Here is a 16632-nt window from a genome sequence, read left to right on the forward strand (position 1 = left end):
ACGTCAGGGGCTACCGCAGGACGGCGCCCACCTCCTGCGCAGCGTTCGCCACCGCGGCGTCACGGGCGGCGGAAGCCTCGTCCTCGGTCAGCGTGCGGTCGCCCGCGCGGAAGCGCAGCGAGAAGGCCATCGACTTGCGGCCCTCGCCCACCTGCGCGCCCGTGAAGACGTCGAACAGCGAGATCGCCTCCAGGAGCTCGCCGGCACCGTCGGCCAGCGCGGACCGCACGGCTTCCGCGGGGACCGCGGCGTCGACGACGACCGCCACGTCCTGCAGCACCGCCGGGAACGGCGAGACCACAGGCGCGGGCAGGTTCTCGACGAGCGGGATCGCGTCGAGGTCGAGCTCGACGGCGCAGGTCCGCGCCGGGAGCCCGGCACGCTCGAGCACGGCCGGGTGCAGCTCGCCCGCGTGGCCCACCACGACGTCACCGGCGAGGACCTCCGCACACCGGCCCGGATGGAACGGCGCGAACTGGGCTGACCGCAGCGTGAGCTCGATGTTGCTCGCGCGGCCGATCTCGCGCGCGGCCTCGAAGGCGTCCGTCGCATCGGCGGGTCGCCCCTCGCCCCAGGGGCCGGAGAGGGTGCGCCGGCCGGCGAACACGAGAGCGATGTGTTCCGGCTGGCTCGGCAGCGACGCGTTGAGCTCCTCGATCTGCTCAGCGGTGGGGCGCCGGTCGACGGGGATCGGGTCGACCGCAGCCGTGGCCTCCGACGGAAGCACCACCTGCGCGATCGTGTACAGCGCGAGGTCGCGCTGGCCGCGGGAGACGTTGCGCGCCAGGATCTCCAGCAGCCCGGGCAGCAGCGTGGTGGCGAGGCCCGGCCGATCCGATTCGAGCGGGTTGAGGACCTTCGTGGTGTTCCGGCGCGGGTCGTCGGCCTCCAGGCCCCACGTGTCGAAGACGCCGGCGGGCAGGAACGGGCTGGTGAGCACCTCGACGTGGCCCGTGTGCGCGAGCGAGCGGCTCACGACGCGGCGGCGACGCTGCCGGGGGCTCAGTCCCCGGCCGCCGGGCGCGGCAGGCAGCACGGGCGGGATCTGCTCCAGCCCCTCGAGCCGTAGCACCTCCTCGACCAGGTCGGCGACCATGTTCAGGTCGGGCCGCCAGGTGGGCGGGGTCACCGTCAGGCTGCTCTCGCCCTCGACCCGGCACCCGACCTGGGTGAGGCGGCGCACCGTCGTGCCCGGGGCGTAGGTGATCCCCGCGACCCGGTCCGGGCGGTCCGCGGCGATGGTGACCTGCGGGCGGTCGCCGTAGGAGCCGTGGTCGGTGAGCTCGCCGACCACCGTGCCGCCCGCGATCTCGGTGAGCAGGCGCGCCGCCTCGCGGACCGTCCACACGGAGATCGCGGGGTCGACGGTGCGCTCGTAACGCTTGGCGGCGTCCGAGCTCAGCTTGTGCCGCTTGCCGGTGCGGAAGACCTTGACGGGGTTCCAGATGGCGCCCTCGAGGATCACGTTGACGGTGTCGTCACCGACCTCCGTGGTCGCGCCGCCCATGACGCCCGCGAGCGAGACGGGTCCGGAATCGTCGACGATGACCGTGTCCTCGGGGTCGAGCTCGCGCTCGACGTGATCGATGGTCTCGAGCGTCTCTCCGGGGCGGGCCGCGCGCACCGTCAGGCCGCCCTGGACGCGGTCCGCGTCGAAGGCGTGCAGCGGCTGGCCGCTGAGCAGCATGAGGTAGTTGGTCACGTCGACCGCGGCGCTGATCGGGCGTACGCCCGAGGTGAGCAGGCGGCGCTGCAGCCACCACGGACTCACGGCCTTCGGGTCGATGCCCTCCACTCGCAGCGCGGTGAAGCGGGTGCAGCCGGACTCGGGCTCGACGGTGACGTCCACACCGCCGGCGCCCGAACCCTGCGCGGGCGACGGGGTCGTGATGTCGGTGAAGGGCAGGTCGTAGCCGCAGGCGAGCTCGCGGGCGAGGCCGCGCACCGAGAACGCGTAGCCGCGGTCGGGCGTCACGTTGAGCTCGATGACGGTGTCGTCCATGCCGAGCACCTGCTTGGCGTCGTCGCCGGGCTGCGCCGTGCCCGCCGGCAGCACGAGGATCCCCGAGTGATCGTTGCCCAGCCCGAGTTCCGACACCGAGCAGATCATCCCGTCGGAGACGTGGTCGTAGGTCTTGCGGGACGCGACCTCGAAACCACCGGGCAGCACGGCGCCGGGCAGGGCGGCGACGATGAGGTCGCCCTCGGCGAAGTTCCGGGCGCCGCAGACGATGCCCCGCGGCTCGGCCTCGCCGACGTCCACCTGGCAGAACCGGATGGGCTTGCGGAAGTTCGTGAGTTCCTCGATGTGCGCGACGCGGCCGATCTTCAGCGGGCCGGTCACGGTGTCGAGCGAGTCGAGTTCCTCGACCTCGAAGCCGACCCGCACGAACCCCGCGTCGAGCTCGTCGGCGCTGACGCCCCAGTCGGGGGTGTCGCGGCGGAGGATCTCGGTGAGCCATGACTGTGCAACGCGCACGGTGGAAGTCCTTCTCCTGGTGTGACTGTGTGGCTGGGGTCGGCGTGGCGACTAGCCGCGGACGCCGAACGGCAGGCTGAAGCGGACGTCGCCCTCGACGATGTCGCGCATGTCGGACAGGCCGGTGCGGAACTGAAGGGTGCGCTCAAGACCCATCCCGAAGGCGAAGCCCGAGTACTCCTCGGGGTCGATGCCGCAGGCGCGCAGCACGTTCGGGTTGACCATGCCGCAGCCGCCCCACTCGATCCAGCCGGCGCCGCCCTTCTTGTTCGGGAACCACACGTCGACCTCGGCCGACGGTTCCGTGAACGGGAAGTAGTTCGGCCGCATCCGGGTGGTGGTCTCGGGGCCGAACATCGCCTTGGCGAACGCCTCGAGGGTGCCGCGCAGGTGCGCCATGGTCAGCCCCTTGTCGACCGCGAGGCCCTCGACCTGGCTGAACACCGGGGTGTGGGTGGCGTCCAACTCGTCGGTGCGGAACGTGCGGCCCGGGCACGCCACGTAGATCGGCACGTCGCGCGTGAGCATCGACCGCACCTGCACCGGGGAGGTGTGCGTGCGCAACACCTGCCGCGAGCCCTCGGGCGCGACGTAGAAGGTGTCCTGCATGGAGCGGGCGGGATGATCCGGGAGGAAGTTGAGCGCGTCGAAGTTGAAGTGCTCGGTCTCGACCTCGGGGCCCTCGGCGATCTCCCAGCCGATGCCCACGAAGAAGTCGGCGACCTCGTCGGCGATGATGCTGACGGGGTGGCGGGCGCCCTGCGGGGCGCGGGCCGACGGCAGCGTCACGTCGATCGACTCGGACACGAGCACCGCGGCGTCGCGCTCGGCGTCGAGAACGGCCTTGCGCTGCTCGTAGGCGGCGCGAGCGCGGCCCTGCGCCATGTTGACCCGCTTGCCCGCGTCCTTGCGCTCCCCCTTGGGGATGGAGCCGAGGGCACGCTTGCTGAGCGCGAGCGGCGACTTCTCCCAGGTGGGCCAGCCGGGCGGCGTTCAGGGCCTCGAGGTCGGACGCGGCGTCGAACGCCCGCGCGGCCTCGTCGGCGAACGCGTCGAGCGCGGCTTCGCTGAGGTCGTCGACGGGGGCGATCTGGTCTTCCGACACTGCTCTGGGCTCCTCGGTGCGGGTGGGACGGTACCCGACCAGACTAGTCGACGGCGTTCCACGGACGGAATCGCATTACCGCTGGTACGCGCCCAGCGCGTCGGTCAGGCATCGCGCCCGTCGGCGCCCCCGGCCAACCACTTCCGGACCACCGTCTTCGGGGCGCACGCGCACCACGCGTCCTCTATCACCTCGGCCAGCTCGTCGCGGGTGATCTCGCCGAGGCGGGACGCGCGGACCAGGACGGCGTTGTAGCCGTCGAAGTGCGGCGTGGTGAAGAACGGCCCGTCAGCCTGCACCAAGGCGAGCTTGTCGGACTCGTCGGGCGTGCGGATCAGGATCACATCGTCGAGCCGGGCACCGGCATCATCGACCGCATCGGGACGCGGAGACCTGTTGCCGCAGAACACTTTCCTTCCCACCTGCCAGGCCGGGCGACCGCCCCACGCCGCGACCTCCACGACCCTGGGCAGGCCGAGCGCGATCGCAGCGACGTCCTCCACCCGCGCCCGTCTCGCCATGGGGCCGACGGTACGCCGGATCGGACGACTCGGCGACGGTCGGCATCGGGTTCTCGACCGCAGTTCGGGCGGCGCAGGCCCGCGCGCCTGCCAGCGCTCCGACGAACACCACCATCGCCTGCCGACCCGCACTCGACCCGAGGCCTTCCTTGGCCATCAGCAGCACGGCGAGACCCGCGACGCACACGAGCGCGCCGACGAGCGCGCCCGCGGCTCCGGATGCCGCGACGGGAGCATCCCACCACGGGATCCGACGGTGCTCCAGCGGCGACAGCACCACGAACAGCGCGAACATCACCACGGCGAAGAGTGCGGCGCGCAGGCCCATCAGGCCCCAGAAGCCGGGCTGGTGCGGGTCGACCGCATCGATCCCGAGGTAGTGCAGCGCGAACGCGGCGATGGCGATCGCGGGGATGTGCCAGAGGTATAGCGTCATCGCGCCGCCATTGCCCACTGCCACCGGGTACCAGACCCGGGGGCGCCGCGCCCAGCGCCCGATCGCGGGCGCAGCCGCGACGAACAGCAGGCTCACCCACACGCAGTGCACGCCGAGAAGAAGGGTGGGCGGCGTGGTGTTGGAGAACGTCTCGGCGCCCGTCACGACGAGCGGCACGTCGTACGGGCCGACGACGACGGCGGCGACGGCCGCGACGAACGTGACCGCGGCGGCCGCCAGCGCGAACCGGGTCGGAATCATCCGGCGGGCGTAGGCGACGCCGATGACGACGGGGATCAGCCAGACGATCAGGAAGTTCGGGAAGCCCCACTCGATCGCGCCGGTGGCGAGACGCGCACCGTCGAACCCCGCCGACGCGACGAGCAGGCCGACCGTCACCCCGGCCAGTGTCGCCCGACCGCCGCGCAGGAGCACCGGAACGAAGGCCAGGACCAGCAGGTACACGCCGATGAACCACAGCAGTGCGACGGACTCACCTCCGAGCCGTGCGGCGCTCGACTCGCCCAGCAGCAACCGGGCCCCGACCAGGATCACCGACCAGAAGGCCAGGTACCAGAACACGGGCCGGGCGAGCCGCTGGGCCCGTCCGAGGAGCCATCCGCCCCAGGCGGTCCCCTGCTTCAGCCCGTACGCCGAGCTGGCGGCGCCCGCCAGGAAGAAGAGCGGCATCACCTGCAGCACCCAGGTGATCGGCTGCAGAGCCGGTTGCGCGCCGAGGGTGTTGCCGACCCATACGCCCGACGGGGTGATGGTGGCGAGCAGCAACACGCAGTGGCCGAACATGACGACGAGTAGGCTCGCGAGGCGGGCGACGTCGATCGCGCGGTCGCGGGTGTCCGGGGTGCCGTCGAGGACGGCCGAGCGGGACGGCAGGAATCTCATGGTCACCATGCTTCCGGCGCGGACGCCGTCGCGGATGAGTAGTCCTACCCGGACTCGGTGAGGACCTATCCCCGATTCTGCACGCGCGAACTCGCGTACAGGCAGATCGACGCGGCGGTGGCGAGGTTGAGCGACTCGGCGCGCCCCCGGATCGGGATGGCGACGCGGTGGTCCGCGAGGGTCTGGAGCTCGCGCGGAAGGCCGTGGGCCTCGTTGCCGAACAGCCAGGCCGTCGGCCCCGCGAGCAGGTGGTCGGCGTCGTCGAGGTTGACCTCACCGTCGGCGGCAGTGGCCAGCACCGTCAGTCCCGATGCCTTGAGCTGCGCGATCGCGGTGGCGGCGTCGCGCTCCTGCACGACGGGCAGATGGAAGACGGAACCGGCGGAGGCGCGCACGACCTTGCCGTTCATCGGGTCGACGGCGTCGCCCGCGAGGAGTACGGCGTCGGCGCCGACCGCGTCGGCCACGCGGATGACGGTTCCGGCGTTGCCGGGCTCAGCGACGTCGACGGGGACGGCGACCAGCCGGGCACCGTCGGGCACGCGGCCTTCGGGCAGGGCCCGGCAGACGGCCACGATTCCGGGCGGGGTGACGGTGTCCGACAGGCCGCGCATGGCGCGCTCGGTCACGTACGCCTCGTGGCCCGTGAGCAGTTCCGGGTACCGACCGGCACCCTCCTCGGTGACGAAGAGCTCCTCGACGAGGCCCGCCGCGACCGCAGAGGTGACGGCGTTGGAGCCCTCGGCGAGGAACCGCCCGGCCTTGCGCCGGCCGGCGGCGCGGAGGAGCTTGGATGCGGCAACGACCCGCGGGGTCCGCTCCGTGAAGAGCTGGTCCGCGGGTCGTTGCGAGTGCTGCGTCAAGTTACGCGGCGGGCGCGTTCACGTCGGCCGGGAGCGCCTTGCGGGCGATCTCGACGAGCGCGGTGAAGGCGGCGGCGTCCGAGACGGCGATCTCGGCCAGGTTCTTGCGGTCCACCTCGACGCCGGCCAGGCGCAGGCCCTGGATCAGGCGGTTGTAGGTGATGTCGTTGGCCCGCGCGGCGGCGTTGATGCGCGTGATCCACAGCTTGCGGAAGTCGCCCTTGCGCGCGCGGCGGTCGCGGTACGCGTAGGTCATCGAGTGGAGCTGCTGCTCCTTGGCCTTGCGGTACAGGCGCGACCGCTGACCGCGGTAGCCCTTCGACGCCTCGAGGATGGAACGACGCTTCTTCTGAGCGTTCACTGCGCGCTTGACGCGTGCCATAGGTCTTCAGTCCTTACGTGATGGAAAAGTTCGAGCGGGTATTGCGGAGCGGCTTACTTGCCGAGCAGCTTCTTGACGCGGCGCACGTCGGCGGGGGCGACCTCGGCCACACCGTCGAGGCGACGGGTCACGCGGGAGCTCTTGTGCTCGAGCAGGTGGCGACGGCCGGCCTTCTGGCGCAGGACCTTGCCGCTACCCGAGATCTTGAAGCGCTTCGCGGTACCGCTGTGGGACTTGTTCTTCGGCATGTTCGTCTCTCTTCGTTGTTCGTGGCCGGTGGCGAGGTGTCGCTACTGGGCCGGAGCCTCGGGCGCGGCGGGCCGCGTCGCCGGGGCGTCCTTGTCCTGCTGCGCCTTGGCGCGGGTCTTCGCACCCTTGTGCGGGGCGAGGACCATGGTCATGTTGCGGCCGTCCTGCTTCGCGGACGTCTCGATGAAGCCGTACTCGGCCACATCGGCGCCCAGGCGCTGCAGAAGGCGGAAACCCAGCTCCGGGCGCGACTGCTCGCGACCGCGGAACATGATCGTGACCTTCACCTTGGAGCCCTGCTCCAGGAAGCGGACGACGTGCCCCTTCTTGGTCTCGTAGTCGTGGTCGTCGATCTTCGGGCGGAGCTTCTGCTCCTTGATCACGGTCATCTGCTGGTTCTTGCGGGACTCGCGCAGCTTCTGCGCGGCCTCGTACTTGAACTTGCCGTAGTCCATGATCTTGCACACGGGCGGACGGGCGTTCGGCGCCACCTCGACCAGGTCGAGATCCGCCTCGTACGCCAGCTTGAGCGCATCTTCAACGCGCACGATCCCGACCTGCTCTCCGCCGGGGCCGACGAGCCGGACCTCGGGGACGCGGATCTGACCGTTGGTGCGTGTCTCAGTGCTGATGGGGCCTCCTCAGTTAGGTGCTCGTGTTCTCAGTGCGAGCGGTCTTCACTCGTAGACCGCCGCGCAGCCCACGGGCCCACAACAGCGAAAAGGCCCCGGCCAGGCGATTCACACCTGGCGGGGCCCACACCGACCGATTCGGGCCGTCGCGGCGTGCACCGACGATCGACCCCTCCTCCAACGAGGAGACCGCACCCGGTATTCCCTGATGGGACGGAGTGCGGCGACCGGGACCAGCCGACCTCGAGTCGGCGTGGTGGGAGTGGACTCCACTTGCTGCCCCGGCTCGAGGCCGGAGCGGTCGCACATGACAGTGTAGCAGTCGTGAGTGAGAATCCGAATTCGTCGCCCGAGCCCTCCGATCCGGACGCGTCACCGGCCGCCGCACCCGACACGCTGGAACGACTGGTCGCGGAGTCGCCGTCGATCGAGGTCATCTCAAGCGCGTGGATGCTCCTGATGAGCGCCGCAGCCGAGAAGCTCGGCCTCACCGGCGGCGCCGCGGAGAACGCCGGCGACCCCGACGCCGCGCCGTTCGATCCGCGCGAGAGCTCCCATTTCGACCTCGACGAGGCCCGGCGACTGATCACCGCGCTGGCCGGCCTCACGACGGCGTCAGTTGAGTACCTGGGGCCGCACGCGGGCCCGTATCGTGACGGCCTGAAGTCGCTGCAGCTAGCCTTCCGCGAATACAGCAGTTACCCGGATGAACCGGGCCACGGTCCGGGTGAGAAATACACCGGACCGGTGTACAGCTAACCCTCAGGGTTAACCCCCAAAGCCACCCTGACCTGTGTAAATAGGTCTAGTGTTCCAGGTCACATTCGGCGTACCGTCCTCGCATGAACACATTCAAGAAGCTCGCGGCCGGCGTAGTGGTCGCTGCAGGAGTAATGGCACCCATGGGGGTGGTCACCGCAGGCACGGCGGCGGCCGCCCCGACGACCCCGGCCGTGTCCCACCCGGGCCACGGCTGGTGCGAACCCGGCCGGTGGGTGGGCGGCTACTGGACCCCCGGCCGCTGGCATCCGGGCTGGTGGGAGCGCGGCTACTGGCGTCCCGGCTGGGTCGACCGGTGGGGCTGGCACCCGGGCTACTGGGTGCAGCCGCGCTGGCACAACGGCTGGTACGAGCAGGGCCGCTGGGTCCCGGGCCGCTGGATTCCGGGGCGTTGCCACCCGCACCGCTGAGTCGATGACCGGACGTCGATAGCCGAACATCGACAACGAAACATCGTCCGCGGCCGAACGAACGGGCCCGCAGCCGCATCCCCGCGACTGCGGGTCCGTTCGCGTGCGCGGACGTCGGCCCGCGCCGGGTCCCCGCCAGCCAGGCGGCTCAGGCGGCCTGGAGGGTCTTGATGCGGTCCGGCCGGAAACCGGACCAGTGGTCGGCACCGTCGATGACGACGACCGGCGCCTGCAGGTAGCCGAGCGCGAGGACGTACTCGCGAGCCTCGTCGTCGAGGCTGATGTCGACGGACGTGTACTCGACGCCCGCCTTGTCGAGCGCACGGTGGGTCGCCGTGCACTGCACGCACGCGGGCTTGGTGTAGACGATCACGTTGCTCATGTCATAGACACTACATCTAGTGTCACATGCGTGCAATTTACACAAGATGCTGTGGATTGCGCTCCACAGGCATCCACAACCCGTCCACCGCGCATCCACAGGGCCGTCCCCAGGCGGGCAGCGCCGCTACGTCGCCAGAACCTCGCTGAGGAACTTCCCTGTGTAGGAATCCGGCACCGCGGCCACGTCCTCGGGCGTGCCCTGCGCGACGACGGTGCCGCCTCCGCTGCCGCCCTCGGGCCCCATGTCGATGATCCAGTCGGCGGTCTTGATCACGTCCAGGTTGTGCTCGATGACGAGCACCGAGTTCCCCTTGTCGACGAGCCCGTCGATCACCTGCAGTAGCTTCGCGATGTCCTCGAAGTGCAGGCCCGTGGTCGGTTCGTCGAGGATGTAGACGGTGCGGCCGTTGGACCGCTTCTGCAGCTCGGCCGCGAGCTTGACGCGCTGCGCCTCACCGCCCGACAGGGTGGTCGCGGGCTGGCCCAGCCGGACGTAGCCGAGGCCGACCTCGACGAGGGTCTTGAGGTAGCGGTGGATCGACGTAACAGCCTCGAAGAACTCGGCGGCCTCCTCGATCGGCATGTCGAGCACCTCGGCGATGTTCTTGCCCTTGTAGTGCACCTCGAGGGTCTCGCGGTTGTACCGCGCGCCGTGGCACACCTCGCAGGGGACGTAGACGTCCGGCAGGAAGTTCATCTCGATCTTGATCGTGCCGTCGCCCGAGCACGCCTCGCACCGGCCGCCCTTGACGTTGAACGAGAAGCGTCCGGGCTGGTATCCGCGGACCTTCGCCTCGGTGGTGGCGGCGAACAGGGTCCGGATCTTGTCGAAGACGCCCGTATAGGTGGCCGGATTCGACCGCGGCGTGCGGCCGATCGGCGACTGATCCACCTGCACCAGCTTGTCGAGCCCGTCCAGCCCCGTCACCCGGCTGTGCCGCCCCGGCACCTGGCGCGCCCCGTTGAGCTTGTTCGCCAGCACCGTCGCCAGGATGTCGTTGACGAGCGTGGACTTCCCCGAACCCGAGACGCCCGTGATCGCCGTCAGCACGCCGAGCGGGAATGCGACATCGATGTTCTGGAGGTTGTGCTCGCGCGCGCCCACGACCTTGAGCTGGCGCTTCTTGTCGATCGGCCGCCGCACGGCCGGCACCGGCAGCGCGCGCCGCCCCGACAGGTAGGCGCCGGTCAGCGAGTCCTTGTTCTTGAGCAGCGCCTTGTACGTCCCGCTGTGCACGACCTTGCCGCCGTGCTCGCCCGCGTACGGACCGATGTCGACGACCCAGTCCGCGGTGCGGATCGTGTCCTCGTCGTGCTCGACGACGATGAGCGTGTTGCCGAGGTCGCGCAGCCGCACGAGGGTGTCGATGAGCCGGCGGTTGTCGCGCTGATGCAGGCCGATCGACGGCTCGTCGAGCACGTAGAGCACGCCCGCGAGGCCGGACCCGATCTGCGTGGCGAGCCGGATGCGCTGCGCCTCGCCGCCCGACAGCGAGCCCGCGGCGCGCGAGCGAGAGGTACTCGAGCCCGACGTCCAGCAGGAACGCGATGCGGGCCTGCACCTCCTTGAGCACGCGCCCGGCGATCGCCGCCTCGCGCGCGCCCAGCTTGAGGTCGGAGAGGTAGTCGGAGCACTCCCCCACGGACATCGCCGCGACGTCCGCGATCGACTTCTCGCCGAACCGCGGGTGATCGAGCGTCACGGCGAGGATCTCGGGCCGCAGCCGCGCGCCCGAACACGCAGGACACGGCACGTCGCGCATGTAGCCCTCGTACCGCTCCTTCATCTGCTCCGACTCGGTGGACTCGAGGCGGCGGTGCAGGAAGGGCATCACGCCCTCGAACTCGGCGTAGTACGAGCGGGTACGGCCGTACCGGTTGCGGTACTTCACGTGCACCTGGTGCTCGGAGCCCTCGATGACCGCTTTGCGGGCCTTCGCCGGCAGATCCTTCCAGGGTCTCCAGGTCGAAACCCATCGCGTCGGCGAGGCCGGAGAGGAGCCGGAGGAAGTACTCGGCGCTCTGCCCGGACGACCACGGGGCGATGGCACCGTCGGCCAGCGAGAGCAGCGGGTCTGGTACGACGAGCTCCGGATCGACCTCCTTGCGGACGCCGAGCCCGTCGCACTCCGGGCACGCGCCGTACGGCGAGTTGAAGGAGAACGAGCGCGGCTCGAGGTCGTCGACCGCGATGGGGTGACCGTTGGGGCAGGCCATCCGCTCGGAGAAGCGGCGCTCACGCTCGGGGTCGTTCTCCTCCCGGTCCACGAAATCGAGCACGACGATGCCGTCGGCCAGCCGCAGGGCCGTCTCGATCGAGTCGGTGAGACGCTGCTTGGCCGTCGCCTTCACGGCCAGGCGGTCGATCACGACCTCGATGTCGTGCTTCTCCTGCTTCTTCAGCTTCGGGGGCTCGGCGAGCTGGTACACCACCCCGTCGATCCGGGCGCGGGAGTAGCCCTGCGTCTGCAGCTGGTTGAACAGGTCGACGAACTCGCCCTTGCGGGTGCGGACGACGGGCGCGAGCACCTGGAACCTGGTGCCCTGCTCCATCTCCAGCACCTGGTCGACGATCTGCTGCGGAGTCTGCCGCGCGATCACCGAGCCGCACTCGGGACAGTGCGGCGTGCCGGCCCGCGCGTACAGCAGACGCAGGTAGTCGTACACCTCGGTGATGGTGCCGACGGTCGACCGCGGGTTGCGGTTGGTCGACTTCTGGTCGATCGACACGGCGGGCGAGAGGCCCTCGATGAAGTCGACGTCGGGCTTGTCCATCTGCCCGAGGAACTGCCGCGCGTACGCCGACAGGGACTCGACGTAGCGCCGCTGCCCCTCTGCGAAGATGGTGTCGAACGCGAGGCTGGACTTGCCGGAGCCGGAGAGCCCGGTGAACACGATCAGGCTGTCGCGCGGCAGATCGACATCGATCCCCCGCAGGTTGTGTTCGCGCGCGCCGCGCACGATCAGGCGATCGACCACCGTGTTCCCTTCCTCCGAGCTTGCAGGCCCACAGACGAGGCCCCGGTCAATGCTAGAGAAGCCCACCGACAAGTTTTTCTCGGCGCGGTAGCGTGTGGCCGTGACCACCACGATCAATCAGATTTCCGTCGGCGGTATGGACAACAACGTGTACCTGGTGAGTGATTCCGCCGGGCGCACGCTGCTCATCGACGCCGCCAACGAGGCCGAGCGGATCCTCGAGTTCGCGCGCGAGACCGGCGGCGTCGAGCTGATCGTCACCACGCACCGCCACCTGGACCATTGGTATGCGCTGGCCGAGGTCCGCGCCGGGCTCGGCGTGCCCGCCGCGGCCGGCGTCAACGACGCCGAGGGCATCGACGCGCCCACCGACCGCACCCTCGCCGACGGCGAGGTGCTCACCGTGGGCGACCTCACGTTCGACGTCATCGAGCTCGTCGGCCACACCCCGGGCTCGATCGCGCTCGCCCTGCGCCCCGAGGTCGACGGTGCCCCCGTCCACCTGTTCACCGGCGACAGCCTGTTCCCCGGCGGCGTGGGCAAGACGGGCTCGCCCGCGGACTTCGCGAGTCTCTACACCGACGTGACCACCAAGCTGTTCGACCGGTACGACGACGACACCGTCGTGCACCCCGGCCACGGGAAGGGCACCACCCTCGGCGCCGAGCGCCCGCACCTCACGGAATGGCTCGAGCGCGGCTGGTAGCCGGTCAGGGTAGCCGCCCTCCGGCGGCACCATCTCGCCACGCACGCCCAGCAGCCGCACCGGACGGCCGTCGCCGAGCGCGCGGTAGAGCGACTCTGCCGTGCCGGCGATGGTCGCCGGATCGAACGTCGGCTCGGGCAGCTTCCGCACGCGGTTGACGGTGAAGAAGGGCGCGAACCGGACCTTCACGTGCACCCGCATGCACGGGCGGGCCTCGGCCCGCAGGTCCGCCACCACCGCGGCCACGAGCTCGTCCAACGCGCCGCGGACCTGCTCGGGCGTCGCGAGATCCTCCTGGAAGGTCCGCTCGTGCCCGTGGGCCCGGGCGACCCACGGCGTCTCGTCCACGCGATCGGGTCCCTCGCCGCGCCCCAGTCCCCGCAGATACGGCCCCGTGCGCGGCCCGAACTCCGCCGCCAGGGCGGTCTCGTCGGCGCCGGCGAGCTCCGCGACCGTGCCGATCCCCAGAGCGGCCAGCCGCTGGGACAGTCGCGATCCGATCCCCCACAGGTCACGCACGGGGCGCGTGCCCATCACCGCGAACCAGTTCTCGCGCGTGAGCCGGAACGTTCCCCGGGGCTTGCCGAGATCGGTCGCGTTCTTGGCACGCACGGTGGTGTCGCCGATCCCGACCGAGCTGTGCAGGCCCGTCGCCTCGAACACGGCCCGCTGGACGGCGACCGCCGCCGCGGCCGGATCCTCCGTGTCCACTCCGACGAAGGCCTCGTCCCAGCCCAGCACCTGGACGGCCGCGTCGGGGAACGACCGCAGGGTCCGCATCACCTCGCTGGAGACCTGCTCGTAGACCGGGTAGTCCACCGGGAGGAAGACGGCATCTGGACACCGTTTGGCCGCGGTCCGCAGCGGCATACCGGACCGGATGCCGAACGCCCGGGCCTCGTACGACGCCGTCGACACCACGGCCCGCTCGGTCGGATCGCCGCGACCGCCCACCACCACGGGCCGGCCCACGAGCTCCGGGCGCCGCTGCATCTCGATCGCGGCCAGGAACTGGTCCATATCGACGTGCAGCACCCACCGCGTCATGCGTCCAGTGTGCCGTTCCGCCAATCGGAGAGGAAGGCGCGCTTCGCCTCCGCCCACAGCCCATCCGCGGGTCGGCGCAGCGTCGGATGCACGGCGGTTCTCAGTACCCGCGCAGGAGTAGGAAGGACGCCGCGAGCAGGAGGACGAAGCAGAACATCCCCTGGAGCTCCGGTGTGAAGACGTCGTGCACGTCACCCCTCGTGATTTCATCAGCCCAGCTCGGGACAACGACTACATCGCTCGGCGTTCTGCAAGCGTACTGCTGACGCCGGTGGCCGACGTCGGTGCGCAAACCCTACAACAATGCCGGAGTCGGCGTCGGCCACGAGGTGTCGCGGCGCCGCGACCGGAAATCGTGGACAATGGACTGCCTGATTCGCCGCCGCCCTACGAGGAGCTCGAGTGACCACCGACGCCGTCGACCCCCTGCTCGCCGAGGAGCAGGCCCACCTCGACCGCGTGTACGCGCGGATCGACGCGATGCGCGACACCGCGAACCGCCGGCGGGCCGACAACCTGCAGGAGGTCGGCGAGAACCCGCAGGAGATCTCCGAGCGCGACTCGTACCACCAGCTCTACTCGGACGACATCGCGAAGTACGACGCCGCGGAGCAGAACCTGTACTTCGGCCGGCTCGACATGGAGGAGGACGGCACCCCGGACGCGGTTCGGCGAATCGGCCGGATCGGCGTCCTCGACGACGACGAGGACCTGTCCACGCTCCTGCTCGACTGGCGCGCACCGCTCGCCCGCCCGTTCTACCTCGCCACGCCCGCCCAGCCGGAGGGTGTGCGCGTGCGGCGGCACGTCCGCACCCGCGGCCGCGACCTGCGCGGGGTCGTCGCCGAGCGGCTCACGCTGACGGGCGAACAGCACGATCCCGGTCCCGACGGTGCCTCACAGGGCCTGGGGACGAACGTCGCGGGCGAGTCGGCCCTCGTCGACGCGCTCAACCGGGCGCGCTCCGGACGGATGACGGACATCGTGGAGACGATCCAGCGCGAACAGGACGCGATCATCCGGTCCGAGCACCGCGGCGTCCTCGTCGTGCAGGGCGGCCCGGGGACGGGCAAGACCGCCGTCGCGCTGCACCGCGCGGCGTACCTGCTCTACACGTACCGCCAGAACCTCTCGCGCACGGGCGTTCTCATCGTCGGGCCGAATGAGACGTTTCTGACCTACATCAGCCAGGTGCTCCCGAGCCTGGGTGAGACGGGCGTCCTGCTCAGCACTATCGGCGATCTCTTCCCCGGAGTCACGGCGGTGCTCACGGACACCTCAGCAGCGGCGCGGCTCAAGGGCTCGACCGACATGGTCGAGGTGTGCAAGCAGGCCGTGCGCGGGTGGCAGACGGTGCCCGACGCGCCCATCGAGTTGACGTTCGACGGCTACCCACTGATTCTCGACAAGAAGATCGTGACCCGGGCGCGCGGACGAGCCCGCTCGTCACGGCGGCCGCACAACACCGCGCGGGCCGTGTTCCGTCAGTCGGCGCTCGACGCGCTCGCCGCGCAGCACGCCGCCACGATCGGCTCGTCGGTGGTCGACGACTCGATGCTGCTCTCCCGCACCGATATCTCCGACATCCGGGACGAGCTCGGGCAGGATCGGGACGTGCTCGGCGCGCTCGACGCACTGTGGCCGGCCCTGACCCCGCAGCGGGTCCTGACGGAGCTGTGGCGCGACGCCGACCGCCTGGCGGAGGCGGCGCCCGATCTGACCGACGCCGAGCGAGCCGAGCTGCATCGCGATCCCATGACGGGGTCCGACGGCGCCCCCGCCTTCTCCCCCGCCGACGCCCCGCTCCTCGATGAGATCGCCGAGTTCCTGGGCGACGACGACGCGGACGCCGACGAGGCCGAGCGGCTGTGGCGCCAACGGCTCGAGGAGGCGCAGGAGGCGCTCGATATCCTCACCGGCTCCGCACCGCAGGACCTCGACGACGAGTTCGACGCGGAGATCCTCATGGCGTACGACCTCATCGACGCCGAACAGCTGGCCCAGCGTCAGACGGTGCGCGAGTTCAACACCACCGCCGACCGCGCCCGCGAGGACCGCACGTGGACGTTCGGGCACATCATCGTCGATGAGGCGCAGGAGCTCTCGGCGATGGCATGGCGAATGCCGATGCGCCGCAGCCCGAACCGCTGGATGACGTTGGTGGGCGACACCGCCCAGACAGGCGACGCCGCGGGAGCCACCAGTTGGAACGCGGCGCTCGACCCGTACGTACCCGGCCGCTTCCAATTGGCCGAGCTGACGGTGAATTACCGCACGCCCAAGGAGATCATGGACCTCGCCGCCCCGGTGCTGGCCGAGATCGACCCGGCACTGGCACCGCCGACCTCGGTGCGGTCGGGCGCAGAGCCCCGCGCCTGGTCCGGGTCGACGGTGCCGCCTCCTCCGGCGGGCAAGCGCTCGCCGAGGCCGTACGGGCCGTGCTGCCGGACGACCCGGACCGCCTCATCGCGGTCCTGGCACCGTCGGAGCTGGTACCGGCGCTGCGCCGGCTGACCGGACCGAACGTGCGGGTGCTGAGCGTGCGCGACTCGAAGGGACTCGAATTCGACCACGTGGTCGTGGTCGAACCGAGGCTCATCGTCGGCGAGCCGGCAGCGGTGGAGTTCGACCGAGGCCTGCGCGACCTGTATGTGGCCCTGACGCGAGCGACCCAGACGCTGACCGTGGTCGCGTCCGGGTCGCTGCCGCGCGCCCTGCGCGCGCTGGAGGCCTGACGGCCCCCGCTGTTCAGACGG

At 70.6% G+C, this 16632-nt stretch carries 11 protein-coding genes and 4 pseudogenes; 4 read left to right on the forward strand and 11 right to left on the reverse strand.

The genetic code is table 11. The features are described from left to right. Positions 1 to 10: 10 nt before the first annotated feature. From pheT to infC, 8 genes and pseudogenes are all read right to left on the reverse strand, one after another. Positions 11 to 2479: a phenylalanine--tRNA ligase subunit beta gene (gene pheT, locus MTP03_RS12495; protein ID WP_248488582.1), complete on the reverse strand. Its 2469-nt coding sequence runs from the start codon at positions 2477 to 2479 to the stop codon at positions 11 to 13. A 51-nt stretch (positions 2480 to 2530) separates the two neighbouring features. Next, positions 2531 to 3584, reverse strand: a pseudogene (gene pheS, locus MTP03_RS12500) (phenylalanine--tRNA ligase subunit alpha). Between the two features lie 104 nt (positions 3585 to 3688). Then, positions 3689 to 4045, reverse strand: a complete 357-nt coding sequence (locus MTP03_RS12505) for a hypothetical protein (RefSeq protein ID WP_248488583.1) — start codon at positions 4043 to 4045, stop codon at positions 3689 to 3691. After that, the gene (locus MTP03_RS12510; RefSeq protein ID WP_371820751.1) at positions 3951 to 5444 is read right to left on the reverse strand and encodes an acyltransferase; all 1494 of its coding nucleotides are present in this window, start codon (positions 5442 to 5444) and stop codon (positions 3951 to 3953) included. Before MTP03_RS12510 ends, MTP03_RS12505 begins: the two co-directional genes overlap by 95 nt. Positions 5445 to 5509: 65 nt before the next feature. Beyond that, positions 5510 to 6307, reverse strand: a complete 798-nt coding sequence (locus MTP03_RS12515) for an RNA methyltransferase (protein ID WP_248488585.1) — start codon at positions 6305 to 6307, stop codon at positions 5510 to 5512. Position 6308: 1 nt separating this feature from the next. Then, on the reverse strand, positions 6309 to 6689 hold the full coding sequence (rplT, locus tag MTP03_RS12520) for a 50S ribosomal protein L20 (protein ID WP_248488586.1): 381 nt from the start codon (positions 6687 to 6689) through the stop codon (positions 6309 to 6311). A 53-nt stretch (positions 6690 to 6742) separates the two neighbouring features. Continuing rightward, a complete protein-coding gene (gene rpmI / locus MTP03_RS12525) occupies positions 6743 to 6937 on the reverse strand; it encodes a 50S ribosomal protein L35 (protein ID WP_013127045.1) in 195 nt (64 codons plus the stop codon). A gap of 42 nt (positions 6938 to 6979) precedes the next feature. Continuing rightward, positions 6980 to 7570: a translation initiation factor IF-3 gene (infC, locus tag MTP03_RS12530; RefSeq protein WP_248492147.1), complete on the reverse strand. Its 591-nt coding sequence runs from the start codon at positions 7568 to 7570 to the stop codon at positions 6980 to 6982. Between the two features lie 273 nt (positions 7571 to 7843). On the opposite strand from infC, the gene MTP03_RS12535 reads away from it, so the two are divergent. Further along, positions 7844 to 8329, forward strand: coding sequence for a recombinase RecA (locus tag MTP03_RS12535; protein ID WP_371820752.1), 486 nt, complete (start codon positions 7844 to 7846; stop codon positions 8327 to 8329). A gap of 83 nt (positions 8330 to 8412) precedes the next feature. Then, positions 8413 to 8760 (forward strand): hypothetical protein, encoded by a 348-nt coding sequence (locus tag MTP03_RS12540; protein WP_248488587.1) that lies wholly within the window; start codon positions 8413 to 8415, stop codon positions 8758 to 8760. A gap of 148 nt (positions 8761 to 8908) precedes the next feature. On the opposite strand, the gene nrdH is transcribed toward MTP03_RS12540, so the two are convergent. Together nrdH and uvrA are read right to left on the reverse strand one after the other, a co-directional pair. Then, a complete protein-coding gene (gene nrdH / locus MTP03_RS12545; RefSeq protein ID WP_248488588.1) occupies positions 8909 to 9142 on the reverse strand; it encodes a glutaredoxin-like protein NrdH in 234 nt (77 codons plus the stop codon). A gap of 126 nt (positions 9143 to 9268) precedes the next feature. Then, a pseudogene (gene uvrA / locus MTP03_RS12550) lies at positions 9269 to 12123 on the reverse strand (excinuclease ABC subunit UvrA). A gap of 136 nt (positions 12124 to 12259) precedes the next feature. Here uvrA and MTP03_RS12555 point away from each other — a divergent pair. Beyond that, positions 12260 to 12829 carry an MBL fold metallo-hydrolase gene (locus MTP03_RS12555; protein ID WP_248492149.1) on the forward strand — a complete coding sequence of 190 codons (570 nt, stop codon included), beginning with the start codon at positions 12260 to 12262 and terminating at the stop codon, positions 12827 to 12829. A gap of 21 nt (positions 12830 to 12850) precedes the next feature. Here MTP03_RS12555 and MTP03_RS12560 read toward each other — a convergent pair. Beyond that, a pseudogene (locus MTP03_RS12560) lies at positions 12851 to 13876 on the reverse strand (DNA polymerase IV); the annotation flags it as partial. Positions 13877 to 14356: 480 nt separating this feature from the next. Here MTP03_RS12560 and MTP03_RS12565 point away from each other — a divergent pair. Further along, a pseudogene (locus MTP03_RS12565) lies at positions 14357 to 16611 on the forward strand (ATP-binding domain-containing protein). Positions 16612 to 16632: the final 21 nt, after the last annotated feature.

Origin of the sequence: Tsukamurella sp. PLM1, assembly GCF_023168325.1 — a bacterium.
Classification (GTDB): domain Bacteria; phylum Actinomycetota; class Actinomycetes; order Mycobacteriales; family Mycobacteriaceae; genus Tsukamurella.